The 21,556-nt window shown below is 72.0% G+C and carries 14 protein-coding genes; 10 read left to right on the top strand and 4 right to left on the bottom strand.

Annotation, left to right across the window (positions count from 1 at the left end; all coding sequences use genetic code 11):
• Nucleotides 1-23 precede the first annotated feature (23 nt).
• The gene (locus ACQ614_RS08985) at nt 24-2,546 is read right to left on the bottom strand and encodes a discoidin domain-containing protein (RefSeq protein ID WP_431683868.1); all 2,523 of its coding nucleotides are present in this window, start codon (nt 2,544-2,546) and stop codon (nt 24-26) included.
• A 627-nt stretch (nt 2,547-3,173) separates the two neighbouring features.
• A complete protein-coding gene (locus ACQ614_RS08980) occupies nt 3,174-4,433 on the bottom strand; it encodes an ROK family transcriptional regulator (protein WP_431677895.1) in 1,260 nt (419 codons plus the stop codon).
• A gap of 155 nt (nt 4,434-4,588) precedes the next feature.
• Between ACQ614_RS08980 and ACQ614_RS08975 the strand changes: the two genes are divergently transcribed.
• The 6 genes from ACQ614_RS08975 to ACQ614_RS08950 all read left to right on the top strand — a co-directional run bounded on the left by ACQ614_RS08975 (nt 4,589) and on the right by ACQ614_RS08950 (nt 11,385).
• Entirely contained in the window at nt 4,589-5,905 is a 1,317-nt protein-coding gene (locus ACQ614_RS08975; protein ID WP_431677894.1) for an ABC transporter substrate-binding protein, read from the top strand.
• Nucleotide 5,906: 1 nt separating this feature from the next.
• The gene (locus tag ACQ614_RS08970; RefSeq protein WP_431677892.1) at nt 5,907-6,821 is read left to right on the top strand and encodes a carbohydrate ABC transporter permease; all 915 of its coding nucleotides are present in this window, start codon (nt 5,907-5,909) and stop codon (nt 6,819-6,821) included.
• Nucleotides 6,814-7,656: a carbohydrate ABC transporter permease gene (locus ACQ614_RS08965; protein WP_431677891.1), complete on the top strand. Its 843-nt coding sequence runs from the start codon at nt 6,814-6,816 to the stop codon at nt 7,654-7,656. The genes ACQ614_RS08970 and ACQ614_RS08965 overlap by 8 nt, the downstream gene beginning before the upstream one ends.
• A gap of 20 nt (nt 7,657-7,676) precedes the next feature.
• Complete coding sequence (locus ACQ614_RS08960) at nt 7,677-9,017, top strand: GH1 family beta-glucosidase (protein ID WP_431677890.1); 1,341 nt, start codon at nt 7,677-7,679, stop codon at nt 9,015-9,017.
• A gap of 107 nt (nt 9,018-9,124) precedes the next feature.
• Nucleotides 9,125-10,069 (top strand): RNA polymerase sigma-70 factor, encoded by a 945-nt coding sequence (locus ACQ614_RS08955; protein WP_431677888.1) that lies wholly within the window; start codon nt 9,125-9,127, stop codon nt 10,067-10,069.
• A 113-nt stretch (nt 10,070-10,182) separates the two neighbouring features.
• Nucleotides 10,183-11,385 (top strand): NAD(P)/FAD-dependent oxidoreductase, encoded by a 1,203-nt coding sequence (locus ACQ614_RS08950; protein ID WP_431677886.1) that lies wholly within the window; start codon nt 10,183-10,185, stop codon nt 11,383-11,385.
• Between the two features lie 71 nt (nt 11,386-11,456).
• On the opposite strand, the gene ACQ614_RS08945 is transcribed toward ACQ614_RS08950, so the two are convergent.
• Nucleotides 11,457-13,400, bottom strand: a complete 1,944-nt coding sequence (locus tag ACQ614_RS08945) for a CocE/NonD family hydrolase (protein ID WP_431677884.1) — start codon at nt 13,398-13,400, stop codon at nt 11,457-11,459.
• Nucleotides 13,401-13,542: 142 nt separating this feature from the next.
• Nucleotides 13,543-14,481, bottom strand: coding sequence for a hydrolase (locus tag ACQ614_RS08940; protein WP_431677883.1), 939 nt, complete (start codon nt 14,479-14,481; stop codon nt 13,543-13,545).
• Between the two features lie 321 nt (nt 14,482-14,802).
• Here ACQ614_RS08940 and ACQ614_RS08935 point away from each other — a divergent pair, with 321 nt between their 5' ends.
• The 4 genes from ACQ614_RS08935 to ACQ614_RS08920 all read left to right on the top strand — a co-directional run bounded on the left by ACQ614_RS08935 (nt 14,803) and on the right by ACQ614_RS08920 (nt 21,410).
• Nucleotides 14,803-15,909: a HoxN/HupN/NixA family nickel/cobalt transporter gene (locus tag ACQ614_RS08935; RefSeq protein WP_431677881.1), complete on the top strand. Its 1,107-nt coding sequence runs from the start codon at nt 14,803-14,805 to the stop codon at nt 15,907-15,909.
• Nucleotides 15,910-16,121: 212 nt separating this feature from the next.
• Nucleotides 16,122-17,333, top strand: a complete 1,212-nt coding sequence (locus ACQ614_RS08930) for a HEAT repeat domain-containing protein (RefSeq protein WP_431677880.1) — start codon at nt 16,122-16,124, stop codon at nt 17,331-17,333.
• A gap of 398 nt (nt 17,334-17,731) precedes the next feature.
• A complete protein-coding gene (locus tag ACQ614_RS08925) occupies nt 17,732-18,694 on the top strand; it encodes a serine protein kinase RIO (protein WP_431677879.1) in 963 nt (320 codons plus the stop codon).
• A 280-nt stretch (nt 18,695-18,974) separates the two neighbouring features.
• Complete coding sequence (locus ACQ614_RS08920; protein WP_431677877.1) at nt 18,975-21,410, top strand: endonuclease/exonuclease/phosphatase family protein; 2,436 nt, start codon at nt 18,975-18,977, stop codon at nt 21,408-21,410.
• Nucleotides 21,411-21,556 lie beyond the last annotated feature (146 nt).

The raw sequence follows: 21,556 nt of genomic DNA, 5'->3' as shown, positions 1-21,556 counted from the left end.
CCTACTGGGTGGGGGTCAGGCCGTCACGGGTAGGAGACGACGTTGGACGGGGTGGTGGAGGTGCCGGAGGTGGGGGCGCCGGTGTCGTTCACCACGTGGGCGAACTGGCCGTTGCCGCCGAGGGAGTTGACGAGGATGTCGTGCAGCTTCACACCGGCCTTGACCGGGACCTCGAAGCCGTGGTCCATGACGATCGTCGGGTCGACGTTGAAGTAGCAGTAGCTGCCCAGGCCCCAGCCCTCGTGGGTGTTGACGGCGTCGTCGACCTTGTAGGCCGCGTAGCCGCGGGTGTTGCCGTTCTGGACGGCGGCCTGGTTGGGGGCGTCGTACGCCTTCTCGTTCTGGAAGAAGATCGTGCGGCCGCCGTTGCCCTTCCACCAGACGTCGTACTTGTTGAAGTGCTCGACGAACAGGCCGGTGGCCAGCACGTCGTTGCCGCCGACGACGAAGCCGTAGTCGGAGCGGTTGGTCTCCCAGCCCACGCCGGCGCCGTGGTCGGCGCGCCAGATCCAGGTGTGGTCGACGACGGTGTTGTTGCTGTTGATCACCATGCCGTTGGTGGCCTTGCCGGCGCCGGCGCCGCCCACGCGGACGAAGACGTCCTGGACGACGGTCGGGTTGGCCGCGTGGCTCGCGCCCGGACCGGCGTCGCCGACCTGCAGCAGGGCGGGGGAGTTGACGGTGCCGGCGTCCAGCAGCAGGCCGGCCAGCTTGACGCCGTCCACGTCGGCGACCTTCATCGCGGTCACGCCGTTGTCCGGGACGACGGTGGCGAGGCCGAGGCCGAGCACCACGGTGTTCGGGCGGGTGATGTTGATGGTCTGGTCGACGTGGTAGACGCCGGGGGTGAAGAGCAGGTTGAGGCCCTGGGCCAGCGCCTGGTTGATGGTGGCGGCGGTGGCGCCCGGCTTGACCACGTAGAACTGGCTCAGCGGCAGCGAGGAGCCCTGCGGTGCGCCGTTGCCCCAGGAGGTGCCGCGGGCGTTGGTGCGCTTCGCGGGCACGAAGACCTTGTAGTCGTTGCCGTCCAGGTAGAGGAACGGCTTCTCCTGCGAGACCGGGGTGGTGTCGAGCGTGGTGTACGGCGGGTTCGGGAAGCCCTGGGCGGGGGCGCCCTGGACACCGGAGAAGGTCTGGTTCCAGACGCCGTTGGAGAAGCCGCCGATCGAGCTGTCGCGGGTGTACCACTGCTGCTGCGAGTAGTTGCCGATCTGGCCGTCGATCTTCGAGTCGGCGATGTAGCCGCCGGAGGCCCAGCCGTAGCCGTCGGGGGCGAGGTTGAGACCGCCCTCGACGTGCATCCGCCGGAACGGCGCGGCCTGCGAGACCGCCCAGCGGTCGGTGCCGCTGACCGGCTTGAGGTGCAGGTTCTCGGCGGAGCGCCAGAAGTTCTGGGTGGCGTTGCCGTTGAACCAGCCGGCGTCGACGGTGACGTCGCCGTTGAAGGTGGTGTCGTCGGGGCTGAGGCCCAGGCCCTGGATCGAGGTGTAGAAGCCGATCTGGGCGTTGATGTTGCTGTACGTGCCGGGCTTGAACAGCAGCGCGTACCGCTCGTTGCCGAACTGGTTCGACTCCTGCTTGGTGAAGACCTCGTCGACCTTGGCCTGGATGTTCGGCGTGGACGGGTCGAAGACCATCACGTTGGGGCCGAGGTCGCCGCCGCCCTGGACGGGCGGGACGGTGCTGCCGCCGCCGGTGTGCACGGCGAACTCCCAGAGCGAGTAGCCCCAGGCGGTGCCGCGCTGGGTGCCGTAGACCCGCACGTAGCGGCCGGAGCCGGTGACGTTCAGGGTCTCGTTGCCGCCGGCGCCGGTGGTGGTGGAGTAGACCGTCGTCCAGTTGCTGCCGTCGTTCGACGTCTGGATCTGGTAGGCCTTGCCGTACGCGGCCTCCCAGTTCAGCTGGACCTGGCAGATGTCCTGGACGGAGCCGAGGTCGACCTGCAGCCACTGCGGGTCGCTCGCGGCGGAGGACCAGCGGGTGCCGGTGTTGCCGTCGACGGCGGCCGAGGCCGGGGTGCCGGCGTTCTCGGTGCTGGAGGCGGTGGTGGCCTTGCCCTGGGCCGCGTTGGTGGTCGCGCAGGTGCCCGGGGTGGTGCCCGCGAACGAGCCGAAGACCTGGAACTCCCAGAGCGAGTAGCCGTAGCCGGTCGCCCGGGTGACGCCGTTCATCCGCACGTAGCGGCCGGTGCCGGAGACGTTGAGGGTCTCGGTGCCGCCGGCGCCGGTGGTGGTGGAGTGGACGGTCGTCCAGGTGGCGCCGTCGGCGGAGGTCTGGATCTGGTAGGCCTTGCCGTAGGCGGCCTCCCACTGGAGCACGACCTTGCTGATGGTCGCCGAGGCGCCGAGGTCGACCTGGATCCACTGCTGGTCGCTGGCGGCGGAGGACCAGCGGGTGCCGGTGTTGCCGTCGACGGCGTAGGCGGCCGGGGTGCCGCCGTTCTCCACGGACGAGGCGGTGACCGTCCGGCCCTGGGAGATCAGGGTGTCCGCGGCGTGGGCGGCGCTGCCGGGCAGTGCCAGGACGGCGCCCGAGAGCAGGGCCATGCCGAGCAGGGCGGCGGAGCTGCGGCGGCCGGCTCTGGCGCCGGGGCGTGCTGAAGTGAGCCTCACGGGCTTCTCCTGCGGTGGGGTGGGTGGGGGTTTTTGTGGGGGCGCGGACGTCGTGCGTCGGCGTGGGGACCGGCCCGCGACTGGCGGGCCGGCGCGGCGCAGGGGCGCCGGAGAACTGCGGGGCAGGGCGGTGCCGGTCGTTGCGGCCGAGCCGAGAGAGCGCTCCCCGGAGGGAGTCTGTGGGGCTTCGATCTCGGGTGTCAAGTCCTTCGACCGGAGTTCCGGTACGGATCAACACGCCTGTGGGGAGCCGTCGTTGACCCGTCGCCGGCTGTCGGCCGCGGCGGGTTTCCGCAGGTGGCGAGGGGTCCGGCAGGGCTGCACCGGCAGACCCCGGCCGAGCGCCGGGCGGGGCCGCGGAGGACTGCACGGGACGGGACGCGTCCGTACGGCCGTTCCCGGTCCGCGCGGTCTCCCGGGCGTCCGACCGGCCGCCCCCGTGCCGTCGGCGGCGGCTCCCGGCCCGCCGCGGGTCAGGGTCGGCCGCCGCCGCCAGCCGGGCGGGCAGCTCGCCGCCGGACTGCAGGAAGTGCCACAGCGGCAGGGTCGCGGCGCCGACGGTCACGGCGTCGCCGCCGGACTCGAGGTCTGCGCGCGGGGGAAGCGCAGCGCGTACGCGGTGGCGGCGTCCATCGCGGCAGGGCGCGGCCCGAGCATCGCGGCGCCGACGGTCACGGCGTCCGGCCCCAGCCGGCCGAGGTCGATCGAGGTCTGCGCGCGGGGGAAGCGCAGCGCGTACGCGGTGGCGGCGTCCCGGATCGCGGGCAGCAGGCGCGGCCCGAGCATCAGCCCGGCCCAGCCGCCGATCACGATCCGTTCCGGGTTGAACAGGTTGATCAGGTCGGCGATGGCCGCGCCGAAGTACTCGGCGGCCTCGGCGAGCAGCTCGACGGCGTCCGCCTCGCCGGCCTCGGCGGCGGCCAGCAGGGCGGCCAGCCCCGCCTTCTCGCTGGACCCGGCGGGGGCCCGGCCCCAGCGCTCGACCAGCGCCTCCGCGCCGACGTAGGCCTCCAGGCAGCCGCGCGAGCCGCAGCGGCACAGCCGCCCGCCGACGTGCACCTTGGTGTGGCCCCACTCGCCGGCGCTGCTGGTGGCGCCGCGGAAGCGGGCGCCCTCGGCGATCACGCAGGCGCCGACGCCGGAGCCGAACAGTGCGACCACCGCGTGCCGGGCGCCCCGGCCCGCGCCGAACCACATCTCGGCCTGGCCGAGCGTCTTGGCGCCGTTGTCGACGTACAGCGGCAGGTCGGTGCCGGCCCGCAGCATCCGGCCGATCGGCACGGCGTCCCAGTCCACGGTCTGGCTGTGCACCACGATGCCCGCGCCGTCGGTGCCCGGGTCGCCCTGCTCGACGATGCCGGGGACGCCCACGCCCACGCCGAGCACGGTGGCCGGGTCGGTGCCGGTGGACTCCAGCACCTCGGCGAGCCCGGTGAGGATCAGCTCGACGACGTGGTCGGAGTCGTGGCCGCAGTCCGAGAGCGGGTGGTCGCTGGCGGCGAGCTCGGTCAGCCCGAGGTCGAACAGGGCGACCCGCACCTGCGTCTCGCCGACGTCCACGCCGACCAGGTGGGCCCGGGCGGGCGGCACCTGGAGCAGGATGCGCGGGCGGCCGCCGTCCGACTCGACCGAGCCGCACTCCTCGACCAGCCCGTCCGCGAGCAGTTCGCCGACCACGTTGCTGACCGATCCGGCGCTCAGACCGCTGACCTGCCCCAACTCCTGCCTGCTCAGGGGCCCTTCGAAATACAACCGTTGCAATAGGGTCGATCTGCTGCCGCGCCGCAGGTCGCGGACCGTCTGCTTGCCTCGCTCTGCCATCGGTACTCCCTCCTGCAGCGAATCTATCGCTGCCCGTCCTCTTGACGCCAGCTTTTCTCACACGTTAAATCACGGCCTGAAGAAAGCCTCGGAAGGTCGATCCGGGGCCCTTCCACCCCCACCACGCCATCCACCCGCCCGAGAGGGGCATGGTCATGCGTATCAACCGTCTGGCTGCTGCGACCGCCGTCGTCGCGACTCTTGCACTCACCGCCACCGCCTGCGGAGGCGGCTCCAGCACCTCCGGCTCCGGCGACAACAGCAGCCCCAAGACGCTCACGTACTGGGCCAGCAACCAGGGCACCAGCCTCGAGAACGACAAGCAGGTCCTGGAGCCCGAGCTCAGAAAGTTCGAGCAGCAGACCGGCATCAAGGTCAAGCTCGAGGTCATCCCCTGGTCCGACCTGCTCAACCGCATCCTCGCCGCCACCACCTCCGGCCAGGGCCCCGACGTCCTCAACATCGGCAACACCTGGTCCGCCTCGCTCCAGGCCACCGGCGCGCTGCTGCCCTTCGACGACGCCGCCTTCGGCAAGATCGGCGGCAAGGACCGCTTCCTGCCCGCCACCATCGCCTCCGCCGGCGCCGCCGGCAAGGACCCGGCCGCCGTCCCGCTGTACTCCATGGCCTACGGCCTCTACTACAACAAGAAGATGTTCCAGGCCGCCGGCATCGAGCGCCCGCCGACCACCTGGGACGAGCTGGTCGCCGACGGCCAGAAGCTCACCAAGGACGGCAAGTTCGGCATCGCCGTCGAGGGCGGCAACGTCTCCGAGAACGTCCACCACGCCTTCACCCTCGGCAAGCAGCACGGCGCCGACTACTTCGACGCCACCGGCAAGCCCGCCTTCGACACCCCCGAGGCCGTCGCCGCGATCAAGCAGTACGTCGACCTGATCGCCAAGGACAAGATCGCCGCCCCGGGCAACGCCGAGTACGCCAACAACCAGACCGTCACCGACTTCGCCACCGGCAAGGTCGGCATGATGATGTGGCAGTCCGCCGGCGCCAACCTCAAGTCGCACGGCATGAACCCCGACGACTACGGCGTCGCCCCCGTCCCCGTCCCCGCGGGCGCCTCCGGCACCAAGCTCACCAGCTCCATGGTCGCCGGCATCAACCTCGCCGTCTTCAAGAACACCAAGAACCTGAACGGCGCGCTGGACTTCGTGAAGTTCATGACCAGCAAGGACGAGCAGATCCAGCTCAACAAGACCTACGGCTCCATCCCGCCGGTCAAGGACGCCCAGGGCGACCCGGCCTTCGCCACCCCCGAGCTCCAGGCCCTCTCCAAGGTCCTCGGCACCAGCGCCCAGCCGCTCCCGCAGGTCGCCAACGAGAGCCAGTTCGAGACCCTGGTCGGCACCGCCGTCAAGAACCTGCTCGCCGCGGCCGCCGCCGGCAAGCCGGTCACCGACGAGTCCGTCAAGGCCGAACTCACCAAGGCCCAGCAGCAGATGCCGGCCAACTGACGTGCGACAGCGACTCGGCCGAATCGGCCTGCCCCACCTGCTCCTGCTCCCGGCACTCGCCCTGGAGCTGCTGATCCACCTGGTGCCCATGGTGGTCGGCATCGTGATGAGCTTCAAACAGCTCACCCAGTTCTACATCCGGGACTGGTCGTCCGCACCGTGGACTGGCCTCGGGAACTACCGCATGGCGGTGGACTTCAACGCCCCCGTCGGCCAGTCGCTGCTCAACTCGTTCTGGGTGACCTGCGCCTTCACGATCCTCGCCGTCGGCCTCTCCTGGCTGGTGGGCACCACGGCGGCGATCATGATGCAGGACTCCTTCAGAGGCAGGGGGCTGCTCCGCGCAGCCTTCCTGCTGCCCTACGCCCTCCCCGTCTACGCGGCCGTCATCACCTGGTCGTTCATGTTCCAGCGGGACACCGGGCTCATCAACCACGTCATCCACGACCAGCTCCACCTCACCTCGGACCGGCCGTTCTGGCTGATCGGCGACAACAGCTTCACCGCACTCGTCGCCGTCTCCGTCTGGCGCTCCTGGCCTTTCGCCTTCCTCACCCTGACGGCCGGTCTGCAGAACATCCCCCGCGAGCTCTACGAGGCCGCCGCCATGGACGGCGCCGGCATCTGGCAGCAGATCCGCCGGATCACCCTGCCCTCGCTGCGCCCGGTCAACCTGGTCCTCGTGCTCGTCCTCTTCCTCTGGACGTTCAACGACTTCAACACGCCGTACGTGCTCTTCGGCAAGTCGGCACCGGAAGCCTCGGACCTCATCTCCATCCACATCTACCAGTCCTCCTTCGTCACCTGGAACTTCGGCGCGGGCTCCGCCATGTCGGTGCTGCTCCTGCTGTTCCTGCTGCTGGTGACGTCGGTCTACCTGTTCATCACCTCGCGTCGGAGGGGCGCCGATGATTAACCCGCCCGCGTCCTTCCGGTGGATCCGGCGGATCGTGCTCGCCCTGCTCGCGGTCTTCACCCTCGTCCCGGTCGGCGTCATGGTCAGCTCCTCGCTGAAGCCGCTCCAGGACGTCCAGGGGCCGTTCCGCTGGATACCGAGCACGCTCACCGTCCGGCCCTACTTCGACATCTGGAAGACCGTGCCGCTCGGCAAGTACTTCCTCAACTCGATCATCGTGGCCGGCGGAGCGACGATCTTCTCGGTGCTCATCGCGATCCTCGCCGCCTACGGCGTCAGCCGCTACCGCTTCCGCGGCCGCCGGCTGTTCACCGTCACCGTGCTGTCGACGCAGATGTTCCCCGGCATCCTCTTCCTGCTGCCGCTGTTCCTCATCTTCGTCAACATCGGCAACAGCACCGGCGTGGCCCTCTACGGCAGCCGCGGCGGACTGATCCTCACCTACCTCACCTTCTCGCTGCCCTTCTCGATCTGGATGCTGGTCGGCTACTTCGACTCCATCCCGCGGGATCTCGACGAGGCCGCCCTGGTCGACGGCTGCGGCCCGGTCCGGGCCCTGGTGCGGATCATCATTCCGGCCGCCATCCCCGGCATCGTCGCCGTCGCCGTCTACGCCTTCATGACCGCCTGGGGCGAGGTCCTCTTCGCCTCCGTCATGACCAACGACGAGACCCGCACCCTCGCCGTCGGCCTCCAGGGCTACGCGACGCTCAACGACGTGTACTGGAACCAGGTCATGGCCGCCTCCCTGGTCGTCAGCGTCCCCGTGGTCGCCGGCTTCCTCCTCCTGCAGCGCTACCTCGTCGCCGGCCTCACCGCCGGCGCCGTCAAGTGACCCTGATTGAAAGGCCAGTTGTGAACGACCTCAATGCCCTGCCGGACGACTTCGTCTGGGGCGCGGCCACCTCCGCGTACCAGATCGAGGGTGCCGTGGACGAGGACGGCCGCGCGCCCTCCATCTGGGACACCTTCTCCCACACCCCCGGGAAGATCGACAACGGCGACCACGGTGACACCGCCTGCGACCACTACCACCGCTACAGCGAGGACATCGGCCTCATGAAGCGGCTCGGCCTCGGCGCCTACCGCTTCTCCGTCGCCTGGCCGCGCGTCGTGCCGCAGGCCGACGGCCGGGTCAACGCCGAAGGCCTCGCCTTCTACGACCGCCTGGTCGACGGCCTGCTCGAGGCCGGCATCACCCCGCACGGCACCCTGTACCACTGGGACCTCCCGCAGGCCCAGCAGGACCGCGGCGGCTGGCCCGAGCGCGCCACCGCCGAGCGCTTCGGCGAGTACGCGGCCGTCGTCGCCGACCGCCTCGGCGACCGCGTCAAGCACTGGGCCACCCTCAACGAGCCGCTCTGCTCCTCCTGGATCGGCCACCTCGAGGGCAAGATGGCCCCCGGCTGGACGGACCTCACCGCCGCCGTCCGCACCTCGTACCACCTGCACCTCGGCCACGGCTACGCCGTGCAGGCACTGCGCGCGGCCCACGCGGACGTCCGGGTCGGCATCGTCAACAACCTCAGCCCGATCATCCCGGCCTCCGACAGCGAGGCCGACCGCCTCGCCGCCGTCCGCGCCGACGGCCACATCAACCGCTGGTGGCTCGACCCCGTCCTCGGCCGCGGCTACCCGGAGGACATGGTCAAGCTCTACGGCGTCGAACTCCCCGTCCGCGACGGTGACATGGAGCTCATCTCGGCCCCGCTCGACTGGATCGGACTCAACTACTACTTCCGCCAGTTCGTCGAGGACGACCCGACCGGCCCCGTCCCGCAGTTCCGGCAGGCCCCCGGCCGCAACGCCGAACACACCGCCATGGGCTGGGAGGTGGACGCCGAGGGCATCCACCAGCTGCTGATGCGCCTCACCGAGGAGTACGGCGTCCGGAAGATCTACATCACCGAGAACGGCTCCGCCTACCGCGACACCGTGACGGCGGACGGCCGGATCGAGGACCGGGAGCGCACCGCCTACCTGGAGGGCCACCTGGACGCCTGCGCCCGCGCCGTCGCCAAGGGCGCCCCGCTGGCCGGCTACTTCGCCTGGTCGCTGCTCGACAACTTCGAGTGGGCGTACGGCTACGACAAGCGGTTCGGCCTGGTGCACGTCGACTACGACACCCAGCAGCGCACCGTGAAGGCCAGCGGCGAGCGGTACGCGGAGATCATCCGCACCCACCGCGCCCGCTGACACACAGACCGAGGGGTCCGGCGGCGGCGGCCGCCGGACCCCTCGTCGGTCACCCCGCGCCCCCAACCGGTCGCCCGTACGCGTCCGCAGAAACTAGGATCGCGGGCATGGCCCTGATCATGAGCGACGTCGACCGGTTCGAGGCGGCCAGGCCCCGGCTGGAGGCCATCGCGTACCGGATGCTCGGCTCGTCGAGCGAGGCCGAGGACGCCGTGCAGGAGACGTTCCTGCGCTGGCAGGCGGCCGACGTCGAGCGGATCGACGTGCCCGAGGCCTGGCTGACCAAGGTCCTCACCAACTTCTGTCTCAACATGCTCACTTCGGCACGCGCCCGGCGCGAGACGTACGTGGGGGCGTGGCTCCCCGAGCCGCTGCTCGCCGGGGACCCGATGCTCGGCCCGGCCGACACCGCCGAGCAGCGCGACTCGGTGTCGTACGCCGTCCTCGTCCTGCTGGAGCGCCTGTCGCCCAACGAGCGGGCGGTGTACGTGCTGCGCGAGGCCTTCGACTACCCGCACCGGGAGATCGCCGAGATCCTCGGCATCAGCGAGGCGGCCAGCCAGCAGATCTACCACCGGGCCAAGAAGCACGTCGCGGACGGCAGGGCGCGTACCGAGATCGACGAGGCCGCCGCCCGGAGGATCGTCGAGGAGTTCCTGGCTGCGGCGACCAGCGGCCGTACCGAACCCCTGGTGCGCCTGCTCACCCAGGACGCCGTCTCGGTCGGCGACGGCGGCGGGAAGGTCCCGGCCCGCGCGAAGGCGTTCGAGGGCGCGCTCGCGGTCGCCAAGTTCCTGCGCGGCCTGTTCAAGCCGAGCGAGGCCAAGCGGGCCCATGTCGGCGGCGCGGCCGAGATCTACGCCGCGGACGCCAACGGCGGGCCCGCCATCGTGGCGGTCGTGGACGGCCGGGTCGTCGGGATCACCTGTCTGGAGGTCACCGCGGACGGCATCGCCGCGGTCCGCAGCCAGGTCAACCCCGACAAGCTCGTCCGCGCGACCGAGCAGTGGGCCGCCGCGGACCACGGGAACGCCCCGCTCCACACCCTCTGAGCCGATGTGACGTGCTTCACATCCCGACCCTGTCAGGAAACGCCGGGCTGCCCGGTTCAGGAGGCGAAACCGCGCGAAGACAGCGGCGGAACCCTCCAGACAGGAGCAGGCACATGCAGCACCGCATCGTCGTCCTCGGCGCCGGCTACACCGGAGCCACCGCCGCCGGCCGCATCGCCAAGCGGCTGCACCGCGAGGACGTCACCATCACCCTCGTCAACCCCGAGCCCGACTTCGTCGAGCGCGTCCGGATGCACCAGCTCGCGGCCGGCCAGGACCTCAAGCCCCGGTCGTTCGGCGAGATGTTCGCGGGCACCGGCGTGGCACTGAAGCTCGCGAAGGTCACCGCCGTGGACGTGGACCGCAAGACGGTGACGGTCACCGCCGCGGACGGCCCCGGGCGGGAGGAACTGGAGTACGACACCCTGGTCTACGCCCTCGGCAGCGGCTGGAACGACGGGGGTGTCCCCGGCACCGCCGACCATGCCCACGAGGTCTCCAGCCGCCCCGGCGCCCTCCGCCTCCGCGACCGCCTGGCCGCCCTGGACGCCGGCCGTCCCGTGGTCGTGATCGGCGGCGGCCTGACCGGCCTGGAGGCCGCGACCGAGATCGCCGAGGCCCGCCCGGACCTCGACGTCGCCCTGGCCGCCCGCGGCGCCCTCGGCGACTGGCTCTCCGAGAAGGGCCGCGCCCACCTGCGGAAGGTGGTGGACGGGCTCGGCATCACCGTCCACGAGGACGCCGCGGTCACCGCCGTGGAAGCGGACCGCGTGACGACGGCCGACGGCCGGATCATCCCCGCCGAGGTCACCGTCTGGACCACCGGCTTCGCCGTCCACCCGATCGCCGGGGCCACCACCCTGGAGGTCACCGACCGCGGCCAGATCGTGGTCGACAGGACGATGCGCTCGGTCTCCCACCCGGACGTGTACGCCGTGGGCGACGCCGCGATGGCGATCGGCCCCAATGACAAGCCCCTGCGCATGTCCTGCGCCTCGGGCGTCCCGATGGCCTGGCAGGCCGCCGACGCCGTCGCGGCCCGGCTCGCCGGCACCAAGGTCCCCCGCGTCCCCATCCGCTACTTCCAGCAGTGCATCTCGCTCGGCCGCAAGGAGGGCCTGATCCAGTTCGTCACCGCCGACGACCGGGCGGTCGACAGGGCCCTGACCGGCCGCGTGGCCGCCCTCTACAAGGAACTGATCTGCAAGGGCGCGGCCTGGGGCGTCGCCAACCCGACCGCGGGCGTGCCGGCCCGCCGCCGGCGCGTCGTCCGGGAGGAGCTCCCCGGCCGTGCACGGGCGGAGGCTGCGGCCTGACGCGGCCGGTGCCGAGCTGCTCCCATGGGTCACCACCCGGGTGCCCCCGGCGCCCCTGGGTGGTCGACCGTTCACGTTCGCGGCAGGCGGCGGCGCCAGTTGCGTTCGTAGAGGACGTCGCCGCCCTCCAGGGCGCGGATGTGGTCGTGCACGGTGATGTGCCCGGCGTCGCAGCTCGCCTCGGAGCGGATCTGCAGGGTGACGTCCCAGCCGATGTCCGTCCGCTCCAGCCGCAGGGTGCGATCGGTGCGCGCCCGGGCGCTCAGCGGGTCGTCCGAGCGGATGCGGTACGCCTCCAGGACGTGCTCCTCCTCGGCGAGGCCGTCGGGGTGCACCACCGCGCCGGCGGGGCGGGCCAGCTGCAGGCGCCATTCGCCGGTGCCCACGTCGTGGACGGCCTGCCGCTCCGGGGGGGCGGTGAGCGGTTCGGGGCGGAGTCCGGCCGGGGCCGGCGCCTGTTCGGGCGGGTCGAAGGCGACCGGCCCGCTGCCCGCGTCCGCCGCCAGGTGCCGCACCGGCAGGGTGAGCACCGACGCGCCCGGGTCGAGTTCGAAGCCGCCGGTCCCGGCCACCGGCCACAGCCACGGCCAGTACGCGGAGGAGAGCGCGAGCCGGATGCGGTGCCCGGCCGGGAAGGCGTGCGCGACCGCGGCCAGCCCGAATTCGACCTCCACCGGCCCGATGCCGCCCGCCAGGGCCGCTGCACCGCGGCTGACCAGCGTGGACGAGCCGTCCGGGGCGACGTCGCACAGCCGTGCCGCGACCTGCCCGTGCCGCGCGTCCAGGCGCACCCGCAGCCGTACCGAGGCGGCGCCGAGCAGTTCCTCGGGCTCGGGCAGCGGCACCGAGTCGAAGCAGACCGAGCGGCCGTCCTCCTCGCGCTGGTCCGGCGGCAGGTCGGCCGGCCCGCCGAGCGGCTGCACGGCCCCGGCGTCGATGCCGGTGTGCTGCGGGGAGCGGACGGGGACGAGGCGCTCGCCGGAGGGTGTCCCGGCGGTGCGCAGTGCGTCGTCGAGGCCGTAGTGCACCTCGCGGACGTCGGGGGAGGGCCAGCTCTCGTCGCCGACCCAGCGGCCGGGCCGGTTGGCGTAGGAGGTGGCGGGCGGCACGGACTCGTTCATCCAGCTGCGCAGGGCCGGCTCCTTGAGGACGCCGGTGTCGGCGCCCCTGAGCCAGTGGTCCCACCAGCGGAGGGTCTCCTGGAGGAAACCGATGGCGGGGCCGGGCGGCAGGCCCTGGTCGGGGTACTGGTGCGGCCAGGGGCCGAGGACGCCGCGGGCGTTCTCGCCGAGCTGTTCGACGAGGCGGAGCACGGTGTCGGCCTGCGGGCCGGCCCAGCCGCCGAAGGCCAGGACGGCGGCGCGGACGGCGTCCAGGCCGAGCGGGCCGCCTTCGTCGGGGTCGTCCGGGCCGACGGCGGCCAGCCGTTCCAGCCAGAGGTGTTTCCAGTCGTCGCCGGTGTACCGGGGGTCGGGCGGGCGGCAGGCGGCGGCGAGCCGGGCGGCGGAGTCGGCGTGCACGGCGGCGGCGAGCGGGGCCCCTGCTAGGTCCCGTACGGGTGCGGTGCGGTCGTCGGCGCAGACGGCGACGACCGCGGCGAGCGTCTCGGGGGCGCGGGCGGCGAGGGCGAGGGCGGCGGTGCCGCCGCGGCCGATGCCGAAGGCGCCGGCCCTGCCGTTGGACCAGGGGCGGGCGGTGAGCCAGTCGAGCAGGGCGAGCCCGTCGGCGGTGCCGGCCGGGGAGGCCGGGTCGGTGGGGATGCCCTCGGAGCTGCCGTGGCCGCGGGCGTCGACCCGCAGCGAGGCGTAGCCGTGCCCGGCGTACCAGGGGTGGCGCTGGGCGTCGCGGACGGCGGTGGTGTCGCCGATGCCGCCGGGGTGGTACTCGAGCAGGGCGGCCACCGGGTGGTCGGTGATCGGGAGCCAGAGCCGGGCCGCGAGGCGGGTGCCGTCCGGCATGGCGATCCGGACGTCCTCGCGGGTGGTGCGGTAGGGGTACGGGGCCGGCGGCTGCATGGGCCCTCCGTGGGTTGTGCGGCGGCCCGGGGCGGGCCCGACCTCCCCAGGATGGGTGCGGTCGGGCCCCATTTCCACCGGGCCGGGTGCAGGGACGTGCCGCCGCCCCTGCGGCGCGCGGCGGCGCCGCAGGGGCGGTGGTTCACGAGGCCTTGCTGAGCCAGGCGGTGGCGTTCAGGGCCAGCGCGGCGTTGGTGCCGGCGGTGTCGTTCCAGCCGTCGTACAGGGTGTTGCCGGACTGGCCGGTGCCGTCGTCGGCGGGGGAGCTGTCGCCCCAGGCGGCGACCCGGCCGCTGCCGAAGGTGCTGGTGACGAAGAAGGCGCCGGTGTTGCCGCTGTAGCCGGTGCGGTAGACGAGGCCCTTGACCGAGGAGTTGGCGGAGGGGGTGAGGGTGAAGGTGGTGCCGGAGCGCAGGATGGAGCCGGTGACGTTGCCGAAGGCGCCGTGCAGCACCGGGTTGGCGGCGTCGTTGACGGCGCGCGGGTTGTCGGTGCTGATGGTCTTCACGTCGACCGAGAAGCCGAACGGCGAGGTGTTGTCGACGCCGTTGCTGGTGAAGAGGTCGTTGATGATCTCGGGGGAGTCCCAGCCGTCGTTGTTGCGGTCGCTGTTGCTGTGGTCGGAGATCAGGAAGAGCCCGCCGCCGTTCTGGACGAAGCGCATGATGGCGGTCTTCTCGGCGCTGGAGAAGCGGATGTTGGGCTCGGGGATCACGAAGGTGTCGAAGTTGGCGAGGTCGAGCGCGGCGCCGGTGCCGTAGCTGATGGTGGAGCCGGCGGGCAGCGTCTTGAGGCTGTAGCCGCCGGCCTTCTGCAGGGCGACGCCCCAGGCGGAGAGGGCGCCCGTCCAGCTCTTCTCGGTGCTGGGGCTGGCGTTCTGGGCCAGCGGGTCGGGCTGGCTGGTGGAGATGATCCAGTCGGCGTTGCCGGCGGTCTCCGCCTTGCTGTTGTCGAAGAGCACCCGGTGGGGGGTGGCGGCGGCGGCCGGCGCGGCGGGCGCCGCGAGGCCGGTGAGGGTGGCCGCCAGGACGGCGGAGGCGGCCAGTGCCGCCTTCGTACGGATGGTGCGAGTGCCGATCATCTGCCGTTCCTCCGTGGGGAGTTGGGGGATTGGGGGGCAGTTCTGTCCGCATGACCCGCGCGCGGGACCGCGCGCGGACAGTTGGGGTATCCGCGCGTAGATCCGCGCATGGAACCGAGTATCCGCGCGTAGAAGAAGCCACAGGAAGACGCGGGAGGTTAAGGGATCGGGTACGTCGTGTGACATGTCCTGCGCGGAATGCGCCCCCGGTGCATCCGTGCAGGTCGCCATGCACCGGCCCAGCAGTTGCACATGACTTGCAATTGACTCTCCGGGGCGACAGGATGGCTCGGCTCATCCGTCCGCTGCCGGGAGGACCCCATGTCGACACCAAGCCGTCTCCGCGACCGGCTCACCCGCGAGGAGTGGCTCCGGCTCGCCGGGATGGGCGGCTTCGTGCTGGCCCTCCACGTCGTCGGCTGGTTCACCCTGCTCGCCGTGATCGCCCCCCGCCACTACGACGTCGGCGGCCAGGTCTTCGGCGCGGGCATGGGTCTCACCGCCTACACCCTCGGCATGCGGCACGCCTTCGACGCCGACCACATCGCCGCGATCGACAACACCACCCGCAAGCTGATGGGCCAGGGCAAGCGCCCGCTCTCCGTCGGCTTCTGGTTCTCGCTCGGCCACTCCTCGATCGTCTTCGGCCTCTGCGCGCTGCTCGCCTTCGGCATCCGCTCGCTGGCCGGCCAGGTCGAGTCCGACGAGTCCGCGCTGCACACCGCCACCGGCCTGATCGGCGTCACCGTCTCCGGCACCTTCCTGGTGCTGATCGGCCTGATCAACCTCGGCGCCTTCAACGGCATCCTCAAGGTCTTCCGCAGCATGAAGGCCGGCGAGTTCGACGAGGAGGAGCTGGAGCGCCAGCTCGACAAGCGCGGCTTCCTCAACCGCATCCTCGGCCGGGTCACCCGGGCCGTCACCAAGCCCTGGCACATGTACCCGGTCGGCCTGCTCTTCGGCCTCGGCTTCGACACCGCCACCGAGGTCTCGCTGCTCGTCCTGGCCGGCGGCGCCGCCGCCTTCTCGCTGCCCTGGTACGCGCTGCTGGTGCTGCCGGTCCTCTTCGCGGCCGGCATGAGCCTGCTCGACACCATCGACGGCTCGTTCATGAACTTCGCCTACGAGTGGGCGTTCTCCAAGCCCGTCCGCAAGATCTACTACAACCTCACCGTCACCGGCCTGTCGGTGCTGGTCGCCCTGGTCATCGGCGTCATCGAGCTGGTCGGCCTGCTCGCCGAGAAGCTCGGCATCACCTCCGGCCCGATCGGCTGGATCGCCGAACTCGACCTCAACATGGTCGGCTACGCCATCGTCGGCCTGTTCGTGGTCACCTGGGCCGGCGCCATCGCCTACTGGAAGCTCGGCAAGGTCGAGCAGAAGTGGTCGGCAGCCGTCCGCGAGCCGGCTGCCGTCGAGGCCGACTGAGGCTTCCGGGGCGCCCCCGGAAGCCTCGCGGCAGGCAATCGGAGCACCGGCCGCGCACTGCTCCGTCGCCCGCTCACCCGGGCCGACATCGGCTCGGCGTGCGAGCCGGCGCGCGTGTCCATCGACTCCGGGGTCGAGGGTGATCGCATGACCGTCGCCTGATCGGACGTCGAACCGCAGGACGTAATCCCGGTGTGCCAGGATCTGCTGCCGTGACGGACGGCGACCCTCTCACCGGCCTGGACGATGTGCCCTGGGCTCGGCTGCAGCACTCCTACGGCACGGCCGACGACGTCCCCGGACATCTCCGGGCGATGCAGGCGGGGGTCTGGGAGGGCCGGTACCCGCCGAGTGCGCAGCTCGCGAACCACATCGTGCACCAGGGCACGCGATCGCAGGCCGCGGTGTACACCGTTCCGTTCCTCGTGCGGATGGCGCTCGACCCGAGACTGGTCAACAGGCACCGGTTCGTCGGTCTGTTGATCGCCATCGCGATCGGGCTGGACAACAACTACCTGCCGGACGGCTACGGCCCCCGGGAGGACCGCGCCTACCTGGAGGGGCTGCGCGGCGAGGCCGACGACCGGGCCCGGTGGATCGCGGAAGCGGTGGACGACGAGCAGCGCACACAGCGCGAGGCGAGCTGCGCGCAGGTGCTCATCGACGCGGAGGCGGTGGTGCGCTGCTACGACGCCGTTCGGGAGGCACTTCCCGAACTCGCCGTCCTGCTGAGCTCGGACAGCCCCGAACTGCGGGCCGAGACGGCGAACCTGCTCGCCTGGTTCCCCGAGTCCGCGGCGACGTCGGTTCCGCTGTTGCAGGCGTTCGTCGCCGACGAGGTCTCGCCCGGCGCCGCGGCGACGGGAGTGGTAGCACTCGGTCTGCTCGGCGACCCGGCGACCGTCCCCTTCATCGAGCGCTACCTGGACAGCCCGGTCGTCGAGCTGCGCTGGGCCTCCGCCTTCGCGTTGACGCGGTTCGGCATCGCCGGCCCGGCCGTCGTCGACGTGCTGACGCAGGCCGTCGCCCGGCCGCCCGAGAAGACCGGGACGATGTCGTTCCTGAGCGGCTCCTACCGCGGCCTCGCGGCGATGGCCCTGGCCGGAACGTCCGGGGCCACGACGCTCCGGGCGGTCGATGCCATGCTGGCCGGCCTGGCCGACCGTACGGGCGCCGAAGGGTTCTACGACAGGTATTACACGGCGCAGACGCTGTTCACGCTGGTCTTCCCGGGCGATCCCGCCGAACCGCCGCAGTCCTTCGGCGACCTGAGCAACCTGCAGCAGCGTGTCGTGCGTTTCGCCGCCGACCAGGAGGACGGTGCCTGGCCGTACGCGGCAATGGACGCCCTGGACCGGTGGAAGGTGCCGACCGGGCGCTCCGACCTGCGCGTCTACGCCGGGACTGCCCAGGCCGGCCAGTAGTCCGGCGCCCGGTGCCTCTTCGAGCGGTTCCGGTGACCCCGTTCCCGGACGGTGGCGGATCGCCTGACGGCGGGTGGTGCTCGGGCGGGCGCCGACGCGGCCGCGCCGGACCGATCAGCGCCATGTGTGCGGGCGCGCAGGAGGTGTGAGGTGCGGACGCGGTGCCACCCGTGCGGAATATTCGGTTGCGCTGCCGGTGGGAGCGGCTAGTGTGCTCTCGTCCTCGCGAACGCCGTGCGAGGACCTGACGTCGAGGAGGTGTGTCCGGATGGTTGCCGCCGTGTCGCGGCGCGCCTTTGCGTGCGCGCCATACGCCTCCCTCGATCGTCACCTCCCCACCGGCTGACAGCGCGTCGCATCGGACGCACCCGGTGGGCCGTTTCCCAGGAGCCACCGCAGTGCGCGAGCGCTTTGCCGACAGCGATTCCTTCTCCCGCATCCGTCCCAAGGGCGGGCCCCGGCGCGGCCGCCGGTCCGACCGGTTCGACGACTTCGAGCCCGAGTACTTCCCCTCCGATGCCGTACTGCCGGAGGGCTTCGACGACCCCGCGTCCGCCGCCCCCGTGTCCGACGGCCCCGCCGAGGGCGACCGCTGGTCCACCTGGGACCGGTCCACCCCCACCGAGAAGGGCCCCGAGCCGCGCCCCGACTGGGTGGTGACCGAGCTGGCGGCCGTGGACACCGAGCTCGGGATCGTGAAGACCGGCAAGGAGGCCGACGTCTTCCTGCTGGAGCGTGCGGTGCCGGGCACCGACCGCCGCACCCTGATGGCCGCCAAGCGCTACCGGGACGCCCAGCACCGGATGTTCCACCGCGACTCCGGCTACCTGGAGGGCCGTCAGCACAAGGAGTCCCGGATCACCCGGGCGATGGCCAAGCGCACCGCCTTCGGCAAGGAGGCGATCGCCGGGCAGTGGGCCGGGGCCGAGTTCGCCGCGCTGTGCCGGCTCTGGTCGGCCGGGGTGGCCGTCCCGTACCCGGTGCAGATCACGGGGACGGAGATCCTGATGGAGTTCGTCGGCGACGAGGACGGCGCGGCCGCGCCCCGGCTGGCCCAGCTCCGTGCCGAGGAGGCCGATGTCGAGGACCTGTGGGAGCAGCTCGGCCGCAGCCTGTCGCTGCTCGCGGTGGACGGCTACGCGCACGGCGACCTCTCCGCGTACAACATCCTCGTCCACCGCGGGCGGCTGGTGATCATCGACGTGCCGCAGATCGTCGACGTGGTCGCCAATCCGCGCGGGCTCTCCTTCCTGGAGCGGGACGTGCGCAACGTCGGCGCCTGGTTCGTCTCCCGGGGCCTGCCCGAGGGCCGGGTCGAGGAGCTGGTCGGCTCGCTCGCCGCCGACGCGCGGCTGGGGTAGCCGGGCGCGGTGTCCGTGCCGGTCGGGCCCTCCCGGCCCGTCCGGCACGGACCCTGACGGTGCCTCCGGCGGCGGGAGGGCATGCGGCGTGTGCCAAGAGTTAACGCAGGACGTCTTGTCGTGTCACCTTCTACGCGCGTATCTTTCTGCACGGTATCTACGCGAGTAGTCACCCACTCTGACACACCCTCAGCACCCGGCGAGCCCACGTCCGCCGGGTGACCGTGCTGCCCGCACGCGGTGGTCCCGCGTCCGCCGGCAGATTAAGGAGCCTCTCCCGGTGACCGAAACCACCACCGCCCCCAACCCCCGCTCCCGCCGGAGACTGCTGCGCGCGACCGTCCTGTCGTCCTCCGTGGCGGCCTCGCTGGTCCTCGTCCCGCTGCCGGGCGCCACGGCCGCGCCCTCGGCCGACGCGGTGATCGCCGAGGTCTACGGCGGTGGCGGCAACTCCGGTGCCACGCTGAAGAACGACTTCATCGAGCTCGCCAACAAGGGCGGCGCCGCCTTCGGCCTCGACGGCTGGAGCGTCCAGTACATCTCCGGCAACCCCGGTTCCGGCAGCGCCTGGAGCGTCACCCCGCTGACCGGCTCCGTCGCCCCCGGCGGCCGCTACCTGATCGCCGAGGCCGCGGGCACCGGCGGCACCGTCGCCCTGCCGACCCCGGACGCCACCGGCACCCTGGCCCTCTCCGGCACCTCGGGCACCGTCGCCCTCGTCCAGGGCACCGCCCCGCTCACCTGCAAGACCGCCGCGGACTGCGCCGCCGACACCCGCATCCGCGACCTGGTCGGCTTCGGCACCGCCGTCGTCCGCGAGGGCAGCCCCGCCGCCGGCGCGAGCAACACCGCCTCCGTCGCCCGCGGCGCCAACCTCGCCGACACCGACGACAACGCCGCCGACCTGAAGGCCGGCGCGCCCACCCCGGTCAACAGCAAGGGCGAGGCCGCCGAGGGCGACACCGGCTCCACCGGCCCCACCGAGCCCGGCACCGTCCGCATCCACGACATCCAGGGCAGCACCCGGATATCCCCGAAGTCCGGCAGCACCATCGCCGGCATCCCCGGCATCGTCACCGCCGTGCGCACCACCGGCTCCAAGGGCTTCTGGATCCAGGACGCCACCCCGGACGCCGACCCGGCCACCAGCGAGGCCGTCTTCGTCTACACCGGCAGCGCCGCCCCGACCGTCAAGGTCGGCGACTCGGTGCTGGTCACCGCCAAGGTCACCGAGTACTACCCGGCCTACAGCGGCGGCGGCCAGTCGGTCACCGAGCTCACCGCTCCGAAGACCACCGTGCTCTCCTCCGGCAACCCGCTGCCCGCCGCCGTCCGCCTGGACGGCCGCAGCATCCCCGCCGCGTACGCGCCCGACGCCGCCGGCGCCACCATCGAGAACCTGCCGCTCAAGCCCGCCGAGTACGCCCTCGACCGGTTCGAGTCGCTGGAGGGCATGCGGGTCGAGATCGCCGACGCCCGCGTCGTCCAGGCCACCGACAAGTACAACGAGCTGTGGGTGGACGTCGACTGCGAGGACCCGGCCACCCGCCGCGGCGGCGTCGTCTACCTCGGCTACGACAAGCCCAACGCCGGCCGCCTGATGGTGCAGTCGCTGATCCCCGCCGCCGAGCAGGCCTTCCCGGTCGCCAACGTCGGCGACCGGCTCACCGGCACCACCGCGGGCCCGCTCGACTACAACCAGTTCGGCGGCTACACCGTCGCCGCCGACACCCTCGGCACCCTCAAGGACAACGGCCTCAAGCGAGAGGTCACCGCCCGTCCGCTGCCGAGCGAGGCCACCATCGCCACGTACAACGTGGAGAACCTCGACCCGTCCGACCCGGACGAGAAGTTCGCCGAGCTCGCCCAGGGCATCGTCACCAACCTGCGCGCGCCCGACGTCGTCGCCCTCGAGGAGATCCAGGACGACAACGGCGCCGTCAACGACGGCACCGTCACCGCCGGCGCCACCCTCGCGAAGTTCACCGCCGCCATCAAGGCCGCCGGCGGCCCCGCCTACGAGTGGCGCTCCATCGACCCGGTCGACGGCAAGGACGGCGGCGAGCCCGGCGGCAACATCCGCCAGGTCTTCCTCTTCAACCCCGCCCGGATCTCCTTCACCGACATCGCGGGCGGCGACGCCACCACCGCCGTCGACGTCACCGGCACCGGCAAGGCCACCGCGCTGACCGCCTCCCCGGGCCGCATCGACCCGGGCAACGAGGCCTGGAACGCCAGCCGCAAGCCGCTGGTCGGCCAGTTCTCCTTCAAGGGCAAGCCGATCTTCGTCATCGCCAACCACTTCAACAGCAAGGGCGGCGACCAGGGCATCGACAGCCGCTTCCAGGCCCCGACCCGCAGCTCCGAGGTGCAGCGCGGCAAGCAGGCCGCCGCGGAGCACGCCTTCGTCGCCAAGCTGCTCGCCGCCGACCCGGGCGCCCGCGTGGTCTCCCTCGGCGACTTCAACGACTACCAGTTCTCGCCCGCGCTGCAGACCCTCACCGAGGGCGGCGTGCTGCGCGACCTGGTCGACGAACTGCCCAGCTGGGAGCGGTACTCCTACGTCTACCAGGGCAACTCGCAGGTGCTGGACCACATCCTGGTCAGCCCCGGCCTGAAGCGTCAGCACGTCGACTACGACGTGGTGCACATCAACAGCGAGTTCGCCGCCCAGGCGAGCGACCACGACCCGCAGATCGTGCGCATCAAGCCGTGACCCGCGGCTGAGACCGCACCACCGGACGGTCGAACGGCGGGGCGCGGCCCGGGGCTTTCCCCGGGCCGCGCCCCGCCGGCGTTCCCGGCGACCTGCTGCTCGGTCCCGTCGCACCAGGAGCAGGAAGGGAGCGTGACGCGGTTCAC

Origin of the sequence: Kitasatospora dryopteridis (assembly GCF_050749075.1) — a bacterium.
Taxonomy (GTDB): Bacteria; Actinomycetota; Actinomycetes; order Streptomycetales; family Streptomycetaceae; genus Kitasatospora.
This window is presented reverse-complemented; position numbering and strand designations above follow the sequence as displayed.